The organism is Streptomyces sp. NPDC028289 (genome assembly GCF_055565975.1).
This window is the reverse complement of sequence record NZ_JBVHTI010000002.1, coordinates 253467-270030: the sequence shown is the minus strand read 5'-3', so window position 1 is coordinate 270030 and position 16564 is coordinate 253467. Positions and strand designations below refer to the sequence as shown.

Below are 16564 nucleotides of genomic sequence, written 5' to 3'. Positions count from 1 at the left end.
GCGGTGCGGGCTTGTGGGGGGGGGGGGGGGGGGGGGGGGGGGTGGTACACACCCCGCTGCCCTTCAAAACCGGGGGGGCGCCGGGGGGCGGGGGGGGGGGGGGGGGGGGGGGGGGGGGGGGGGGGGGGGGGGCCCCCGCCCCCCCCCCCCCCCCCCCCACGACGGCGCCGCAGCCGACACAGTCAGGTCACGGCACCCCCGGCGGAGCGCCTAGTAGGCACTCCGCAGCGCTTGTTCGAGGATCGTCGCGCCCTCCTCCGCCTCCGCCACCGTCAGGGACAGAGGCGGGGCGATGCGCAACGCGCTCGTGTTGTGGCCGCCGCCCTTGCCGATCAGGAGGCCGCCTTCACGGGCCGCTTCCAGGACGGCGGAGGCAGACTTGGGGTCGGCCTCGTCGGTGCCGGGCTTGACCAGTTCGACGCCGATCATCAGGCCGCGGCCCCGGACCTCGCGTACGCCGGGCAGCTGGGCGGCGACCGCGCGGAGGCGTTCGATGAGGAGGCCGCCGACGCGGCGGGCGTTGCCCTGGAGGTCGTGTTCCAGGAGGTACGACAGGTTGGCGAGGCCCGCGGCCATGGTGATCTGGGTGCCGCCGAACGTCGAGATGCTGTTGGAGTCCAGGCAGTTCATGATCTCGGAGCGGGCCACCACACCGCCGATGGAGCTGCCGTTGCCGATGCCCTTGGCGAAGGTGAGGATGTCCGGCGGACCGCTCTGGCCATGTGCCTGCCAGCCCCAGAAGTGCTCGCCGGTGCGGCCCCAGCCGGTCTGCACCTCGTCGGCGATCCAGAGGATGCCCTGCTCCTGGAGGACCTTGCGGAAGGCCGCGTACAGCCCGTCGGGCGGGGAGGTGAAGCCGCCGACGCCCTGGATGGGCTCGGCGATCAGCGCGGCCGGCGGGCGGGTGTGGCCGAGGAGGTCGCGCAGGTCGTCGACGCAGGCCGCGATGAAGTCACGGTCGTTCAGCTCGGCGAACGGGCCGCGGGTGCGGACGCCGCCGTGGACGTAGAGCGTCTGCAGCGGGGACAGGGAGGTCGGGGACCAGCCCTTGTTGCCGGTGATGCCGACCGCGCTGAAGGAGCGGCCGTGGTAGCTGTTGCGCATCGCCAGGATGGTGTTGGTGCGCCGGTACGTCGTCGCGAGCAGCAGGGCCGTGTCGTTGGCCTCGGTGCCGGACGTGGTGAAGAAGACGCGGGCGTCCGGGATGCCGCTCAACTGGGCGATGCGCTCGGCGAGTTCGACCATCGGGCGGTTGAGGTAGAGCGTGGAGGAGTGGATGATCCGGCCGGCCTGCTCGCTCACCGCCTTCGTCACCTCGGGCAGGGCGTGCGCGGTCATCGTGGTGAGGATGCCGCCGAAGAAGTCGAGGTAGCGGTTGCCGTCCGCGTCCCAGACGTGCCGGCCCTCGCCGTGGGTGATCTCCAGGGGCTCGTCGTAGTAGAGGGCCAGCCAGTCGGGCAGGACCTGGCGGTGGCGGGCGAAGAGGTCGTTCACGGCTGTACCAGCCCTTCGTAGGCGTCGGGACGGCGGTCGCGGTAGAAGGCCCACTGCTGACGCACTTCTTCGATCAGGTCGAAGTCGAGGTCCCGGACGACGAGTTCCTCACCCTTGTCGCTCGCGACCTCCCCCACGAACTGCCCACGCGGATCGACGAAATAGCTCGTCCCGTAGAAATCGTTGTCCCCGTACTCCTCCTGGCCCACCCGGTTGATGGCGGCGACGAAGTACTCGTTGGCGACGGCGGCGGCCGGCTGTTCCAGCTGCCAGAGGTAGGCCGACAGGCCGCGCGAGGTGGCTGACGGGTTGTACACCAACTGGGCACCGTTGAGGCCGAGTTGCCGCCAGCCCTCGGGGAAGTGGCGGTCGTAGCAGATGTACACGCCCACCTTGCCGACGGCGGTGTCGAAGACCGGCCAGCCGACGTTCCCGGGCTTGAAGTAGTACTTCTCCCAGAAGCCCTTGACCTGCGGGATGTGGTGCTTGCGGTACTTGCCGAGGACGGTACCGTCGGCGTCGATCACGGCGGCGGTGTTGTAGTAGAAGCCGGACTGCTCGACCTCGAAGACGGGGACGACGATCACCATGCCGGTCTCGCGCGCGAGTTCCTGCATACGACGCGTGGTGGGGCCGTCCGGGACCGGCTCGGCCCAGCGGTAGTGCTCGGGTTCCTGGACCTGGCAGAAGTAGGGGGCGTTGAAGACTTCCTGAAATCCGATGATCTTCGCGCCTCGGCGGGCCGCCTCGCGGGCGTGTTCCTCGTGTTTCGCCACCATGGACTCGGTGTCGCCGGTCCAGGTGGCCTGGACCAGAGCGGCGCGTACGACGTTGGCCATGAGCTGCTCCTTCTACGCCCGTAGAGGGTCGAAAGTAGGCCTCCTCGGAGTCCTTGCCAAGACCATCGTCGTTAAGCCGCCGAGTCCATCGCGTTTCTTACCCCGGTGGAGGAGTCAGGGGGCTCCGCCATGGGGGTTCGGCCGTTTACCGGGTACCGGTGCGTGGGGGCTGATCGCGCAGTTCCTCCCCCAGCGCCCCTGAAGGGGTCAAGAAGCGAGGCCCGCCACCCGCAGTGCGTGCAGCAAGTCCCAGTGGCGCTGGTCCGAAATCGTCTGCGCCGAGCGGAGCAGCAGGGGCACCAGGCGCCGGGGATCCGGTTCGGCGCTGTGGGCCGCCTCCTCCGGGGTGCGGACCTGGACGTACGTGTCCAGCAGGGCCCGGGCCTCGCGGTGGCGGCCTTCCGCGTCCAGGGCGAGGACGGCCTCACCGATCTCCGCGGCGGGGCGGGCGACGCCCTGGCGCAGGATCTGGCGGCCGTCGTCGGTCCGGCCCGCGGCGGTCAGGGCGTCGGCGGCCGCGACGAGCCGGGCGGGCGGCAGCGAGGCCGCCTCCCACAGCAGCGTGGCCCAGTCGGCGCCGAGCCCGGCCCGCTGGAGGGCGTCCGCGAGCAGCGGGAACCGGGCGGCGGACCAGTGCGCGACCTCGGCCAGGAGCGCGTGCGCCTCCCCGGTGCGGCCCGCCGCCCGCAGCCCTTCGAGCCGCTTGACGGCCGCCGCCACGGCCCGCTCCGATTCCTCGTCGGACTCCGCGGGCACCGGCTCCGGCCGCGCCGGTACCTCGACGGCCCCGGCGAAACGGGCTCCGCGCGGGGTACGACGGCCGGTGGCGGCCTCGGACACGGACGCCTCCGGCGTCTGCGGTACGACCGTGGGCACGGCCTCGTCCTCCGCCATGCCGGCGAACCGGGCACTGCCCCGTCGCCGCTTGCGCTGCTTGGCCGGGGCGGGAGCCGGGGCCGGAGCCTCGGTCGGGGCGGGGGCGGGAGCCGGGGCCTGGGCGGGAGCCGGAGTCTGGGCGGGAGCCGGGGCCTGGGCCGGCCGGGGAGCCACGGGGAGGGTCTCGCTCGTTGGGCGCCCGGCGAGCTCGGCCCGCTGTTCCAGCCGTCCCATCCGGGCCCGGAGCTCGGCGCACCGGGCGGCCGCGCGTGCGTGGTCGTCGCGGGCCCAGGCGAGGTCGATGTTCAGGGCCTCGGCCTCCTCACGGGAGCGCGCGGCGTCCAGGGCGCGGCCGAGCTGGGCCAGCCGTTCCGCCGCGTACCGCTGTTCCCTGAGGGTGACGTCGAGGCGGTCGCCCAGGTCCTCGCGGGCGCCCGGCCGGGTGTCGTACGCGGCGAGCGCTTCCGCGTGCAGCCGGCGGGCCTGCTCGGCCTCGCGCGCGGCGGCCCCGGTGCCGTGGACGGTGGCCAGATCCTGGAGCAGCGCCTCGACGACGTCCCAGGGCGGCACCTCGCGCCCGGCGAGGCAGCCCTGCATACCGTCGGGGTCGCGCTGCCAGAAGACGGCGCACCAGCCGCCGCCCTGATCCAGGCGCGCCAGCAGGCCGTTCAGGTAGTTCGCGAACTCCCGCACCCGGCCCGGGAGTTGATCCACAGTCATCGCTCGACTCCCACCAGACCGGAACACTCCGGCTTCGTAGGCAACACCAGTCGTGTTACGGCGCTGCTACGGGGAGTTTTCAGCGGGGGCGCGGAGCCCTCATTGCCCGATCTTGACCGATGCGCGTCAGACGACGACCAGGGCGCAGCGCTCCACCAGCTCGTCCATCGACAGACCGAGCGCACGGGCCAGCGCGGCGACCGTGAAGAAGGCGGGGGTCGGCGCCCGCCCGGTCTCGATCTTGCGGAGGGTCTCGGCCGAGATGCCCGCCGCGGCCGCCACCTCCGTCATGCTCCGGCCGCCGCGCGCCTCGCGCAGCAACCGCCCGAGCCGCTCGCCGCGTTCACGTTCTTCCGGGGTGAGAGGGGTGCGCACCATGCCGCCATTCTAACCCGGTCGAGAAAACCGGTATATTAATTGGCATGGTGGAACTGAAGACAGACACATCGATCGACGCCATGTACGCGTCGGGCCAGGTCGTCGGACAGGCCCTGACGGCCGTACGCGAGGCCGCCGGCATCGGCGTCTCCCTGCTCGAACTGGACGAGGTGGCGCGGGAGGTGCTGCGCGAAGCAGGAGCCTCCTCCCCCTTCCTCGGCTACCGGCCCTCGTTCGCACCCACCCCGTTCCCCGCCGTCATCTGCGCGTCCGTGAACGACGCGATCGTGCACGGCATCCCGACCGGTTACCGGCTGCGCGACGGAGACCTGGTCTCCATCGACTGCGGTGCGGTGCTGGACGGCTGGGCGGGCGACTCGGCGATCAGCTTCACGGTCGGCAGGCCGCGCCCGGCGGACGTCCGGCTCATCGAGACCGCCGAGCGGGCGCTCGCGGCGGGCATCGCGGCGGCGGTCGTCGGCAACCGCATCGGCGACATCGCCCACGCGGTCGGCCGGGTGTGCCGGGACGCCGGCTACGGCATCCCACAGGACTTCGGCGGACACGGCATCGGCCGCCGTATGCACGAGGACCCCGGCGTTCCCAACGAGGGCCGCCCCGGTCGCGGCCTCCCGCTGCGGCACGGCATGGTCCTCGCGATCGAGCCCATGGTGATCGGCGGCGGCCGGGACGGCTACCACGCGGCCGAGGACGGCTGGACCCTGCGGACGAACGACGGCTCCCGGGCGGCGCACGCGGAGCACACGGTGGCGATCACCGAGGCGGGGCCGCGGGTTCTCACGGCCAGGAATTCAGAGAACTGACACAGGTTTTCCCTGTGTATTTCTTATCGCGATATGCGGGTCGGCACACCCCAAATGAATTCTCCAGAACACTGAACAACGACGGCGGTCCCCCCGTACTCCTTTCCGTGACGGGCGGAAAAACAGCCGCCCAATCAGCGAAGGAGTTCTCATGGAAAACGTGCGCATGCGCGTTCCGTTCCCCCGGCCCACACGGCGGCAGCCGGTGCCTCCGCCGCCTCCGCCCCATGGTCGGCGGCGGCCCCGGCCGAATACCAACGGCCGCTGATCACGTGGCATAAAACGCGCCGGTCGCACCGGCCGGACTCCGGGTCCGGCCGGTGCGACCACACGACACGAGAAAGGCGGAGATTATCGCGGCAGGACGTAAGGCGGCGCTGCGTTGCCGAATTACTCTGCTGGTTTCCCGTAGGCTCGGCCCGTCCCCCGAACGGCTGGACGTGCCCCCCTCCGGCGGGCGTGCGAAGGTGGTGTGACCGGGCCCTGCAGGGGCACCCGCGTGGACCGGCACGTCGACCAGCGAGCGCGTCCCGCCAGGCGCCGGGACGCCGGAACGGAACGAACGCTCATGACCAGCGGTTACCCCGGACCGGACAACTTCGGACAGGACCCTTTCGGAGAGTTCCTCGCACGCTTCTTCGGCGGCGGAGCCCGCCAGGGCCCCCGCCAGATCGACATCGGCAGGCTGCTGAGCCAGCCGGCCAGGGAACTGGTCAAGGGCGCCGCCCAGTACGCCGCCGAGCACGGCAGCCGGGACCTCGACACCGAGCACCTGCTGCGCGCGGCGCTGACGGCGGAGCCCACCCGTTCCCTGCTGAGCAGGTCCGGCACCGATCCCGACTCGCTGGCGACGGAGATCGACGGCCGCGCGGGGCCGGTCCAGCACCCGCCCGGGGAGGCTCCCCCGCCGACCTCGCTCTCCCTCACCCCGGCCGTCAAACGGGCCCTGCTGGACGCGCACGACCTGGCCCGGGCAGGAGGAGCCGGGTACATCGGCCCCGAGCACGTGCTGGGCGCGCTGGCCGCCAACCCGGACTCGGCCGCCGGGCACATCCTGAACGCCGCCCGGTTCGCCGCCGCCGGCCTGCCGCCGGACACCGCGGAGACCGACCGCTCGCTCGCCGGGCCGGACACCCGGCGCCGTCCCAGCAGCACGCCGAACCTCGACAAGTACGGCCGGGACCTGACCGAGCTGGCCGGTCAGGGCCGGATCGACCCGGTCATCGGCCGCGACGACGAGATCGAGCAGACCATCGAGGTGCTCTCCCGGCGCGGCAAGAACAACCCCGTGCTGATCGGTGACGCCGGTGTCGGAAAGACGGCGATCGTCGAGGGCCTGGCCCAGCGGATCGCCGACGGGGACGTGCCCGACGTACTGTCGTGCCGCCGGGTGATCGCCCTCGACCTGCCCGGCGTGGTCGCCGGCACCCGGTTCCGGGGCGACTTCGAGGAGCGGCTCAACAACATCGTCAACGAGATCCGCTCGCACTCCGACCAGCTGGTCGTCTTCATCGACGAGCTGCACACCGTGGTCGGCGCCGGGGGCGGCGGCGAGGGTGGTGCGATGGACGCGGCCAACATCCTCAAGCCCGCGCTGGCCCGGGGTGAGCTGCACGTCGTGGGCGCGACCACCCTCGAGGAGTTCCGCAAGATCGAGAAGGACGCGGCGCTGGCCCGCCGTTTCCAGCCGATCCTGGTGCCCGAGCCGACGGTCCCGGACGCCATCGAGATCCTGCGCGGCCTGCGGGACCGCTACGAGGCCCACCACCAGGTCCGCTACACCGACGAGGCCCTGGTCGCCGCCGTCGAGCTGTCCGACCGCTACCTCACCGACCGCAGGCTGCCGGACAAGGCGATCGACCTGATCGACCAGGCCGGCGCCCGGGTCCGCCTAGGCGCCCGCACCAAGGGCACGGACGTACGCGCCATGGAGCGCGAGATCGAGCAGCTCACCCGGGACAAGGACCAGGCGGTCGCCGACGAGCAGTACGAACGCGCCACCCAGGTCCGGGACCGCATCGGCGCGTTGAAGACCCGCATCACCGAACTCTCCGGCGAGGACGAGGCGGACGAGGGGCTGAACCTGGAGGTGACGGCCGAGGCGATCGCCGAGGTGGTCTCCCGCCAGACCGGCATCCCGGTCAGCAGCCTCACCCAGGAGGAGAAGGAACGGCTGCTCGGCCTGGAGGCCCATCTGCACCAGCGGGTCGTCGGCCAGGACGAGGCGGTCGCCGTCGTCTCCGAGGCGGTCATGCGCTCCCGTGCCGGACTGGCGAGCCCTAACCGGCCTATCGGCAGCTTCCTCTTCCTCGGCCCGACCGGCGTCGGCAAGACCGAACTGGCCCGCGCGCTCGCCGAGGTGCTGTTCGGCAGCGAGGACCGGATGGTCCGCCTGGACATGAGCGAGTACCAGGAGCGCCACACCGTCTCCCGTCTGGTGGGCGCCCCGCCCGGCTACGTCGGCCACGAGGAGGCGGGCCAGCTCACCGAGGTCGTCCGCCGTCACCCGTACTCCCTGCTCCTCCTCGACGAGGTGGAGAAGGCGCACCCGGACGTCTTCAACATCCTGCTCCAGGTCCTGGACGACGGCCGCCTGACCGACTCCCAGGGCCGCACGGTGGACTTCACCAACACGGTCATCGTGATGACGAGCAACCTGGGCTCGGACGTGATCACGAGGCGCGGTGCCGGCATCGGCTTCGGCGCCGACGACGAGGAGGCGACGGAGGCGGCCCGCCGCGAGCGGGTCCTGCGGCCACTCCGGGACCACTTCCGGCCCGAGTTCCTCAACCGCATCGACGAGATCGTCGTCTTCCGCCGGCTCACCGGCGACCAGCTGCGCCAGATCACCGAACTCCTGCTGGAACACACCCGCCGCATGCTGCACGCCCAGGGCATCACGGCCCACTTCACGGACGCGGCGGTCAACTGGCTGGCGGAACACGGCTACCAGCCGGAGTACGGCGCCCGCCCGCTGCGCCGGACCATCCAACGGGAAGTCGACAACCAGCTGTCCCGACTGCTCCTGGACGGCACGATCGCGGAGGGCAGCACCGTGACGGTCGATGTCACCGACGGCCGCCTGGAGTTCCGCCCGCAGAAGGCGCCCCTCTAGGGACGCCGGGGGTACCCCCGGCCGAAGGCCGGGGGAGGAGGAACTGCGCGACCAGCCCCACGCACCCGCACCCGGCAACTACGGCGCAGGATCCACCACCTGAGCCGACCCCCCACCCCGCCGCACCGTCTCAGCCGCCGCCAGCCACTTCCCACCCGGCAGCCGCTGGACACCAGTAGCCGCCCCGATCTCCGGATTCAACGAGAACGCATGCCCGATGGCCTCCAACTTCCCCCGCACCGCAGGGTCGTTGTACAGCGTCGGCTCCAACTCGGTCTTCGCCGCATTCCGCTGCGACGCCCGAGGCGCGGCGATCGCGTCCACCAGCGGCAGATGCCGGTCGAGGAACTCGGTCAGCACCTGCAGCACCGTCGTGATGATGGTCGCCCCGCCGGGCGACCCCACCGCGACCACCGGACGGTTCGCCTTGTCCAGGACGATGGTCGGCGAGATGGAGGACCGCGGCCGCTTCCCGGGCCCCGGCAGGTTCGGGTCGTGCACCGCGGGGTTGGCCGGGGTGAACGAGAAGTCGGTCAGCTCGTTGTTGAGCAGGAACCCCCGCCCCGGGACGGTCATCGCGCTGCCACCGGTCTGTTCGATGGTCAGCGTGTAGGAGACGACGTTCCCCCACTTGTCGGCGACCGTGAGGTGCGTCGTGTTCTCCCCCTCGTACGTGGTCGGCGCCGCCGTCCCGGTCGACCCTGGGTTGTTGGGGTCGCCCGGTGCGACCGGGCTGGTCAGCACCGCGTCGTCGCTGATCAGCTTCGCCCGCTCGTCGGCGTACCGCTGCGACAGCAGCCCCGTCGTCGGCACGTTCTCGAACGCGGGGTCGCCGACCCAGCGCCCCCGGTCGGCGAAGGAGATCCGGCTCGCCTCGATGAAGTGGTGCAGGTACTGCACCTCACTGGCCGTGGAGAGGTCGGTGTTCTCCAGGATGTTGAGCGCTTCGCCGACGGTGGTCCCGCCGGACGACGAAGGTGCGATCGAGTACACCTTCAGCCCGCGGTACCCCGTCTCGGTCGGCGCCTGCAGCTTGGCCCGGTAGGCGGCCAGATCCTTGGTGGACAGCTTGCCCGCCCGCGCCTTCCATCCCGAACTCGGGTCCACGGGCGGGTTGTCGGCCGTCGACACGATGTCCTTGCCGATGTCGCCCTTGTAGACGGCCCCGATCCCCTTCTTCCCCAGCTCCTCGTAGGTCCGGGCCAGTTCGGGGTTCTTGAAGGTGGAACCCACCACCGGCAGCTTCCCGCCCGGCAGGAACAGCTTGGCCGTGTCGGGGAAGTACCGGAACCGGGTCTCGTTCGCGGCGGTCTGCGACTGGAAGGTGTTGTCGACGACGAACCCGTTGCGGGCGATGCGTTCGGCCGGTTTCAGCACCGAGCCGAGCCGCTCCGTCCCCCACTGGCCGAGCGCCGTCTGCCAGGTGGCCGGCGTCCCCGGGGTGCCGACGCTCAGTCCGCTGCTGACGGCGTCGGCGAAGGCGAGTGGCTTGCCGTTCTCCACGAACAGGTCGGAGTCGGCGGTCAGCGGCGCGGTCTCGCGGCCGTCGATCGTGTGCACCGTACGGGACTTGGCGTCGTAGTAGACGAAGTAGCCGCCACCTCCGATGCCGGAGGAGTAGGGCTCGGTGACGCCGAGCGCGGCGGCGGTCGCGACGGCCGCGTCGACCGCGTTGCCGCCCTTGCGGAGCACCTCGATACCGGCGGCGGTGGCGTCCGCGTCGACGCTGGAGACGGCACCGCCGTAGCCGACGGCCACCGGGGTCTTCGCGGTGGTGGCACCGCCGGAGGCGGGAGGCGCTGCCGCCCCCACCGACACCACGGCGGCCGAGACCGCCAGGACCGTCAGTTTCCGCGCGACAGGGCGACGCATCCGCACCTCCAGTTCCGGAACGTCCGCGCAGCGTATCGGCGGGGCCGCGGCCCCGACAGCCACATTCAGGGCACTGTCATACGACCGCCACACTTCGAACACGGGTACGTTCCGGCCACCTGCGCCCGCTAGCATGCGCGCCCATGAATGACGACCTGCGCAACATTATCCTCGGCGTCGTGGCGGCCGGCATCAGCGCGGCGCTCGGCTGGCTGGCCCGTACCTCGCTGTGGCGCCGGAGCCTGCGCCGCAAGCAGGCCTTTCTCGGGCTGCCGGAGAACTCGGAGTCGCTGCTGGTCGTCAACCGCGATCCCGCCACGTCCGAACCGGCCGTCCACCGTTTCGACGTGTTCGCGCTCCTGGAACTGGCCGCGCTCATCAAGGACTGCGGCGCGAACCTCCAGATGGTGACCCAGGACAACGTCCAGCAGGGCTTCGGCGAGCGTACGGAGTTCTGCGTGGGCGGGCCGGGGTCGAACCGGCGCATGGTGGCCCACATGTCCGCGATGCTGCCGGGCGTGCGCGTCAACATCGACCCGGAGCCGGGCCCGGACCGCGGCGCCTTCCAGATCGGCACCGAGCGCTACCGCCTCGACCCGGGCATCACGGAGTACGTACTGCTGGCCCGCCTCACCGCCGGCCAACGCCCGGACGCTCGCCCGGTGTTCCTCTTCTGCGGGCAGCGCGCGATCACCAACCAGGCGGCCACCCGCTACCTCGCCCGCAACCACGAGCGGCTCGCCCGCAAGCACGGCAAGAACTCCTTCGTGCTGCTCCTCAAGGTCGTCAACTCGCAGGCGTACGGCCCTGACGTGGTCGAACTCGTCGAGGACGTCACCCGTGCCGCGCAGGCACCGCTGCCGCCCGACGCGACCGAGACGCCGCGCGCCTCGCACCGCGCCTCCTGACTGCCCGCACCCTTCAACAATCTTTACTCGCACGTAACTTACCGACGGGTTACTTACGGTAAGAGGTCGCGGTTACCGTCGGGTCACTTTGCATTCACACGTATGGGGAGTGACCTGTGGGAACCCATCGCAAGGCCCTGCGCACGACCGCCGTGGGCGCCGTCTCCGCGACCCTGATCGCCGGAGGTGTCCTCGGGTTCACCCCCGCCGCCCAGGCCGCCACGGACGGCGTCCGGTTCGTCGACGTCGCCGGCGACGGAGGTACGACGCTCAAGGCGAACGTCGTCACGCCCGCGGGCGCCGACGGCTCGCACCGCTACCCGCTGCTCGTCATGCCCACGAGCTGGGGCTTCCCCCAGGTCCAGTACCTGGCCCAGGCCCGGAAACTCGCCGACTCCGGCTATGTCGTGGTGGCCTACAACGTCCGCGGGTTCTGGCAGTCCGGCGGCGGGATAGAAGTGGCGGGGCCGCCCGACGTGGCCGACGCGTCCAAGGTGATCGACTGGGCGCTCGCCAACACCCCGTCCGACGCCGGGCACATCGGCATGGCGGGCGTGTCGTACGGCGCCGGCATCAGCCTGCTCGCGGCCGCGCACGACAGGCGGATCAAGGCGGTTGCCTCGCTCAGCGGCTGGGCCGACCTGATCGACTCGATCTACTCGGGGCGCACGGAGCATTCCGAAGCGACCGCCCTCCTTGACGGCGTCGGCCAGGTCACCGGCCGCCCGAGCGCGGAGACCAGCCAGGTCTTCAAGGACTTCTTCGCCTCAGACCTCTCCAAGGAACAGGAACTGATCGACTGGGGAAAGAAACGTTCCGCCGCGACCCATGTCGACCAGATCAACAAGAACGGCGCGGCGGTCATGCTCGCCAACGCCTGGGGCGACACGATCTTCCCGCCCAACCAGATCGCCGACTTCTACAACACGCTGACCGGCCCCAAACGGCTTGAGCTGCGCCCCGGCGACCACGCCACCGCGGAGCTGACCGGACTGTTCGGGCTGCCCAACGACGTGTGGACGGACACCGAGCGCTGGTTCGACCACTACCTCAAGGGCGACGACAACGGGATCGACCGCGAGCAGCCCGTGGAGCTCAAGTCCCGTTCCACGGGTGGCTACGAGGGCTACCCGGACTGGAAGTCGGTCGGCGCCATGCGGCGGAAGATCGCCCTGGCGGACACGGCCACCGTCCACGCCAACGTCGACTCGGGCGCGGACGGCGGGATCGTCTTCCTGTCCAGCATCCTCGACCAGGTCGCCCAGCTGCCCCCGGTCGCCTCGATCCCGCTGCTCCCCCGCCGTTGGGCCGCCGTCTGGCAGTCCGGGCGGTACACCGACGCGCAACAGGTACGTGGTACGGCCACGTTGCACACCACCCTCACCCCGAGCGCGGAGAGCGGCACCCTCGTCGCCTACCTGTACGACGTGGGGCCGCTCGGCCTCGGCAAGCTGGTCACCAACGCGCCGTACACCTGGCACGGCCGGACGCCCGGCAAGGCGTTCGACGTGGACCTGGACCTGTTCTCCACGGCCTACGACGTGCCCGCCGGGCACCGGCTCGCGCTGGTGATCGACACGGTGGACCCGCTCTACATCGAGCACAACCCGTCCGGCGCGCAGCTGACCTTCTCCTCGCCGGTGGACGACCCGTCGTACGTGTCCGTTCCGCTGCGCGAGCAGTGATCTCCGGCTGCCGCCGGCCGGGCCTGGCCCTTTGGCTGCTGCCCCCTACGGCAGCAGCGTCCCCGGTTCGGCCGGGGCCACCATGCACATCCCGATGCAGACCGGGGAGATCACCATCTCCACAGGGATGAAGGGCAAATCGTAGTCGAGGTTGGACGCGATCGGTTTCCCGGCATGGAGGAACTCCTCGTAGGTGACGAGACGGCCCGGCGAGGTGTCCTCCAGGGTGCGGGTCTCGCGCACGCCGAGCGCGAACGCGGGCCCACGCGGGCCGCGTTCGCCGCAGGGAGCCCAGGAGAAGGGCCGGCGCCGAGAAGTTCACGAGCACCGGTCACCGTACTTGTTGACGTCCCGCAGTTCGATCAGAGGATCGACGGCCATCCGCAGCCCTACCCGCTCTCAGCTGTGTCGTGGTTGCCGCAAACTATCCAGCCGCGAGTGGGCTTAAGGCACGACACGCACTTTTCGGGCATTAGCCGTATTTATGCCGCCTTTATTGCCACGTTCATGGCAGTTCAGGCCTCGGCGACCTCCGCATAGAGCTGGGAGAGTTCGGGGACCCCGCTCGCGGCCCAGTCGTGGCCGGACTCCACGACCTCGAACTCCCGCCCGGACGACAGCCGTACGACCGGCTCGCCGTCCGCCCGGATCTCCCACTCGGCGCCGGGCACGGTCCGGGTCAGGACGGTGCCCAGGTACAGGCCGGCGTCGGTGCCGAGCCAGGTCAGGGTCTCCTCGTCGTCCCGCCAGCGCGGGAGCAACTGGTCGAGGGCCTCCAGCGAGGCCGGGGTGTCGTCGAGCGCGACACCCTCCTCGGCCGCCTGGGCGCGCAGGAACTCGCATTCGGCAAGCAGATCGGGATCGGCGTGGTGGGGGACGTCACCGGTCTTGCCGTGCCTGTTACCCAGAAAGGGGAAGTTCATGGTCCCAGGTTGACACTCACACCTCCAGGTCCACCACCACCGGGGCATGATCGGAAGCGCCCTTTCCCTTGCGCTCCTCGCGGTCGACGTAGGCGTCCGTCACGGCTTTGCCGAATGCTTCGTTGCCGTACACCAGGTCGATACGCATGCCGCGGTTCTTGGGGAAGGCGAGCTGGCGGTAGTCCCAGTAGGTGTAGGGGCGGTCGTACTTCAGCGGGCGCGGGACGACGTCGGTCAGGCCGGTCTCGCGCAGGGCGGTGAGGGCGGCGCGCTCGGCCGGGGTGACATGGGTCAGGCCCTCGAAGGCGGCCACGTCGAAGACGTCGTCGTCCGTCGGCGCCACGTTGTAGTCACCGAGCACCGCGAAGGGGCGGCTGCCGCCCGCGTCCCCGGCGACGGCGGCCTTCAGCGCCTCGAACCACTGGAGCTTGTAGGCGTAGTGCGGGTGGTCCACCTCGCGCCCGTTGGGCACGTACACCGACCAGACCCGGACCGGCCCGCAGGTCGCCGAGATCGCGCGGGGCTCGGGCCCGCCGTCGTAGCCCGGGTCGCCGGGCAGACCCTTGACGACGTCCTCCAGGCCGACCTTCGACAGCACCGCCACGCCGTTCCACCGGCCGGTGGCGTGGACCGCCGCCTCGTAGCCCAGCTCGCGCAGTTGCTCGAAGGGGAACTGTGCCTCGGCGACCTTGGCCTCCTGGAGGCAGAGCACGTCGGTGCCGCTGCTCTCCAGCCAGGCGAGGAGCCTCGGCAGGCGGGCGGTGATCGAGTTCACGTTCCAGGTCGCGATGCGCATGTCCCACAACCTACCGGGCCCCTCTGACAACCGGCCTCGGCCGTCCGGCCTCAGACGTCCGCCGAGGCCCCCGGCGCCAGCCGCTGGTGGTCCGCGCCGCCCAGGGCGCCGATCTGGCGGTCGTAGATCGGCCGGGCGAGGTCGGTGAGCAGGGCGTCGTGGATGTCGTAGGCGCGCTGCGGCTTCACCTCGCGGACGTAGTCGATGACCTCGGAGATCTTGTTCCAGGGCGCCATCACGGGGAGCATCAGCGTCTCGACGGGGTGGTCGGGGACGGTGAGGGCGTCGCCGGGGTGGAAGACCCTGCCGCCGTCGATCAGGTAGCCGACGTTGGTGATGCGCGGGATGTCCGGGTGGATCACCGCGTGCAGCTCTCCGTGCACCTGGACCTCGAAGCCGGCGGCGGTGAAGGTGTCGCCGTGACCGACCGTGTGCACCCGGCCCGGGAAGGCCGCGGCGAGCTGGTCGGCGACGGACTTCAGGGTCCAGATCTCGGCGCCGGGGTCGGCGTCCAGCGCGGCCCGCAGCCGGCCCTCGTCGAAGTGGTCGGCGTGCTCGTGGGTGATCAGGATCGCCTCGGCACCGACGGCCGCGTCCTGCTCGCTGAACCCGCCGGGGTCGAGGACGAGCGTGCGCCCGTCCTTCTCGAGGCGCACGCACGCGTGGGACTTCTTGGTGAGCTTCATGGTCACCATCCTGCCCCCGGGCCGTCCCGCGGTCCTCGGGGACTCCCCGGTCCCCCGGGGGTACCTCAGCCCTTCGGCACTCACCGGTCCGCGGGGTCCCTCAGCCCTCGGGAGTGGTCTCCTCGCGAATGACCTGCTGGGCGACCCGGAACGCGCTGTTCGCGGCCGGTACCCCGCAGTACACCGCCGCCTGGAGCAGCACTTCCTTGATCTCGTCCGGCGTGAGGCCGTTGCGCAGCGCCGCCCGGACGTGGAAACCCAGCTCCTCCAGGTGCCCGCCCGCGACCAGCGCGGTGAGCGTGACACAGCTGCGCGAGCGCCGGTCGAGGCCCGGCCGGTCCCAGATCTCGCCCCAGGCGTAACGGGTGACGAACTCCTGGAAGTCCCCGGAGAACTCGTCGGCCTGCGACAGCGCCCGGTCCACGTGCGCGTCCCCGAGCACCTCCCGGCGGACCTTCAGCCCCGCCTCGTAGGGATCGGGCCGCCCGAGCGGCTGCGGCGCCATGACGGCCGGGGCGATCTCGGCGATCGGTGTGACCTGGGGCGCGACCTGCGGCACGGCCTGGGGCGCGGCGGACAGCACCGGCTTCACCGGGGCTGCCGGGATGGCGATCTGGCCGGTGGTCGAGTCGTAGGCGGGCTGCCAGGCGGTGGAGAAGTGCCGCACCAGCAGATCGGTGACGGCGGCGGGCTGCTCGACCGGGACCAGGTGGGAGGCTCCGGGTACGACCGCGAGCCGGGCGTCCGGGATGCCGGCGACCAGGGTGCGGGCCTCGGCGGGGCCGGTGACCTGGTCGTCGGAGCCGACCAGGACGAGCGTCGGTACGCCGACCCGGGCGAGCTCGTGCCGCACGTCGAAGCCGGCCAGCGCCTCGCAGGCGGCGATGTAGCAGCCGGGGTCGGTGGTGCGGACCATCTGGACCGCCCACTCGGTGATCGCGGGCTGGGCGGCGGCGAACCCGCCGGTGAACCAGCGCTCGGGCGAGGTCCGGGCGATCGGGTCGAGGCCGTTCGTCCGTACGATCACACCGCGCTGCCGGAACTCGTCCGGCGTCCCGAACCGGGGCGAGGTGGCGACCAGCGCCAGCGAGGCGATCCGCTCCGGGTGCCGCAGCGCCAGCTCGACACCGACGGCACCGCCGAGCGCGCAGCCCGCGTAGCCGAAGCGCTGCACCCCGAAGGAGTCCAGCGTGGCCAGCAGCCGTGCGGTCAGCTCGGCCACGGAACCGGCCGGGTGCGCCGGGGAGCCGCCGTGCCCGGGCAGGTCGTAACGGAAGACCCGCCACTGCTGGACCAGCTCCGGGATCTGCCGGTCCCACATGTGCCAGGTGGTACCCAGGGAGGGACCGAGGATCAGGACCGGGGCGTCTTCTGGCCCGTCAAAGCGGTATTGCAGGGTGTTCGGTGGTGTCTCGCTCACCCGTCTGAGCCTCTCATCTGTCACGACA

Annotated in this window: 13 protein-coding genes and 1 pseudogene; 4 read left to right on the top strand and 10 right to left on the bottom strand. The window is 71.3% G+C overall.

From position 1 onward, the window contains the following. Window positions 1–210 precede the first annotated feature (210 nt). The 4 genes from ACZ4UV_RS09155 to ACZ4UV_RS09140 all read right to left on the bottom strand — a co-directional run bounded on the left by ACZ4UV_RS09155 (window position 211) and on the right by ACZ4UV_RS09140 (window position 4307). Window positions 211–1494, bottom strand: coding sequence for an aspartate aminotransferase family protein (locus ACZ4UV_RS09155; protein WP_451022177.1), 1284 nt, complete (start codon window positions 1492–1494; stop codon window positions 211–213). Continuing rightward, window positions 1491–2333: a nitrilase-related carbon-nitrogen hydrolase gene (locus ACZ4UV_RS09150; RefSeq protein ID WP_451022176.1), complete on the bottom strand. Its 843-nt coding sequence runs from the start codon at window positions 2331–2333 to the stop codon at window positions 1491–1493. The genes ACZ4UV_RS09155 and ACZ4UV_RS09150 overlap by 4 nt, the downstream gene beginning before the upstream one ends. A gap of 207 nt (window positions 2334–2540) precedes the next feature. After that, the gene (locus ACZ4UV_RS09145; protein ID WP_467837057.1) at window positions 2541–3929 is read right to left on the bottom strand and encodes a hypothetical protein; all 1389 of its coding nucleotides are present in this window, start codon (window positions 3927–3929) and stop codon (window positions 2541–2543) included. A gap of 126 nt (window positions 3930–4055) precedes the next feature. Continuing rightward, complete coding sequence (locus ACZ4UV_RS09140) at window positions 4056–4307, bottom strand: helix-turn-helix domain-containing protein (protein ID WP_351500554.1); 252 nt, start codon at window positions 4305–4307, stop codon at window positions 4056–4058. A gap of 44 nt (window positions 4308–4351) precedes the next feature. Here ACZ4UV_RS09140 and map point away from each other — a divergent pair, with 44 nt between their 5' ends. Both map and ACZ4UV_RS09130 read left to right on the top strand, forming a co-directional pair. Beyond that, the gene (gene map / locus ACZ4UV_RS09135) at window positions 4352–5131 is read left to right on the top strand and encodes a type I methionyl aminopeptidase (RefSeq protein ID WP_451022174.1); all 780 of its coding nucleotides are present in this window, start codon (window positions 4352–4354) and stop codon (window positions 5129–5131) included. Between the two features lie 568 nt (window positions 5132–5699). Then, a complete protein-coding gene (locus ACZ4UV_RS09130; protein ID WP_467837055.1) occupies window positions 5700–8246 on the top strand; it encodes an ATP-dependent Clp protease ATP-binding subunit in 2547 nt (848 codons plus the stop codon). A 78-nt stretch (window positions 8247–8324) separates the two neighbouring features. On the opposite strand, the gene ggt is transcribed toward ACZ4UV_RS09130, so the two are convergent. Continuing rightward, window positions 8325–10118 carry a gamma-glutamyltransferase gene (gene ggt, locus ACZ4UV_RS09125; protein ID WP_451021892.1) on the bottom strand — a complete coding sequence of 598 codons (1794 nt, stop codon included), beginning with the start codon at window positions 10116–10118 and terminating at the stop codon, window positions 8325–8327. A 143-nt stretch (window positions 10119–10261) separates the two neighbouring features. On the opposite strand from ggt, the gene ACZ4UV_RS09120 reads away from it, so the two are divergent. Both ACZ4UV_RS09120 and ACZ4UV_RS09115 read left to right on the top strand, forming a co-directional pair. Further along, entirely contained in the window at window positions 10262–11026 is a 765-nt protein-coding gene (locus ACZ4UV_RS09120) for a hypothetical protein (protein ID WP_451021893.1), read from the top strand. 116 nt (window positions 11027–11142) lie between these two features. Next, on the top strand, window positions 11143–12711 hold the full coding sequence (locus ACZ4UV_RS09115) for a CocE/NonD family hydrolase (RefSeq protein ID WP_451021894.1): 1569 nt from the start codon (window positions 11143–11145) through the stop codon (window positions 12709–12711). A gap of 45 nt (window positions 12712–12756) precedes the next feature. Here the strand turns inward: ACZ4UV_RS09115 and ACZ4UV_RS09110 are convergent. The 5 genes and pseudogenes from ACZ4UV_RS09110 to pcaDC all read right to left on the bottom strand — a co-directional run. Next, a pseudogene (locus tag ACZ4UV_RS09110) lies at window positions 12757–12990 on the bottom strand (amino acid ABC transporter permease); the annotation flags it as partial. A gap of 236 nt (window positions 12991–13226) precedes the next feature. After that, window positions 13227–13634, bottom strand: a complete 408-nt coding sequence (locus ACZ4UV_RS09105; RefSeq protein ID WP_390034480.1) for a DUF6278 family protein — start codon at window positions 13632–13634, stop codon at window positions 13227–13229. 16 nt (window positions 13635–13650) lie between these two features. Next, window positions 13651–14430 carry an exodeoxyribonuclease III gene (locus ACZ4UV_RS09100; protein ID WP_390034481.1) on the bottom strand — a complete coding sequence of 260 codons (780 nt, stop codon included), beginning with the start codon at window positions 14428–14430 and terminating at the stop codon, window positions 13651–13653. Window positions 14431–14480: 50 nt separating this feature from the next. Then, window positions 14481–15116, bottom strand: coding sequence for an MBL fold metallo-hydrolase (locus tag ACZ4UV_RS09095; protein WP_451021895.1), 636 nt, complete (start codon window positions 15114–15116; stop codon window positions 14481–14483). A gap of 100 nt (window positions 15117–15216) precedes the next feature. Next, window positions 15217–16536, bottom strand: a complete 1320-nt coding sequence (gene pcaDC, locus ACZ4UV_RS09090) for a bifunctional 3-oxoadipate enol-lactonase/4-carboxymuconolactone decarboxylase PcaDC (RefSeq protein WP_451021896.1) — start codon at window positions 16534–16536, stop codon at window positions 15217–15219. Between the last annotated feature and the right edge of the window lie 28 nt (window positions 16537–16564).

Bases quoted from the DNA above. Each gene is read 5' to 3' on its own strand.
- ACZ4UV_RS09150 (WP_451022176.1), bottom strand. From the start codon at position 2,333: ATGGCCAACGTCGTACGCGCCGCTCTGGTCCAGGCCACCTGGACCGGC.
- ACZ4UV_RS09145 (WP_467837057.1), bottom strand. From the start codon at position 3,929: ATGACTGTGGATCAACTCCCGGGCCGGGTGCGGGAGTTCGCGAACTAC.
- ACZ4UV_RS09140 (WP_351500554.1), bottom strand. From the start codon at position 4,307: ATGGTGCGCACCCCTCTCACCCCGGAAGAACGTGAACGCGGCGAGCGG.
- map (WP_451022174.1), top strand. From the start codon at position 4,352: ATGGTGGAACTGAAGACAGACACATCGATCGACGCCATGTACGCGTCG.
- ACZ4UV_RS09130 (WP_467837055.1), top strand. From the start codon at position 5,700: ATGACCAGCGGTTACCCCGGACCGGACAACTTCGGACAGGACCCTTTC.
- ggt (WP_451021892.1), bottom strand. From the start codon at position 10,118: ATGCGTCGCCCTGTCGCGCGGAAACTGACGGTCCTGGCGGTCTCGGCC.
- ACZ4UV_RS09120 (WP_451021893.1), top strand. From the start codon at position 10,262: ATGAATGACGACCTGCGCAACATTATCCTCGGCGTCGTGGCGGCCGGC.
- ACZ4UV_RS09105 (WP_390034480.1), bottom strand. From the start codon at position 13,634: ATGAACTTCCCCTTTCTGGGTAACAGGCACGGCAAGACCGGTGACGTC.
- ACZ4UV_RS09100 (WP_390034481.1), bottom strand. From the start codon at position 14,430: ATGCGCATCGCGACCTGGAACGTGAACTCGATCACCGCCCGCCTGCCG.
- ACZ4UV_RS09095 (WP_451021895.1), bottom strand. From the start codon at position 15,116: ATGAAGCTCACCAAGAAGTCCCACGCGTGCGTGCGCCTCGAGAAGGAC.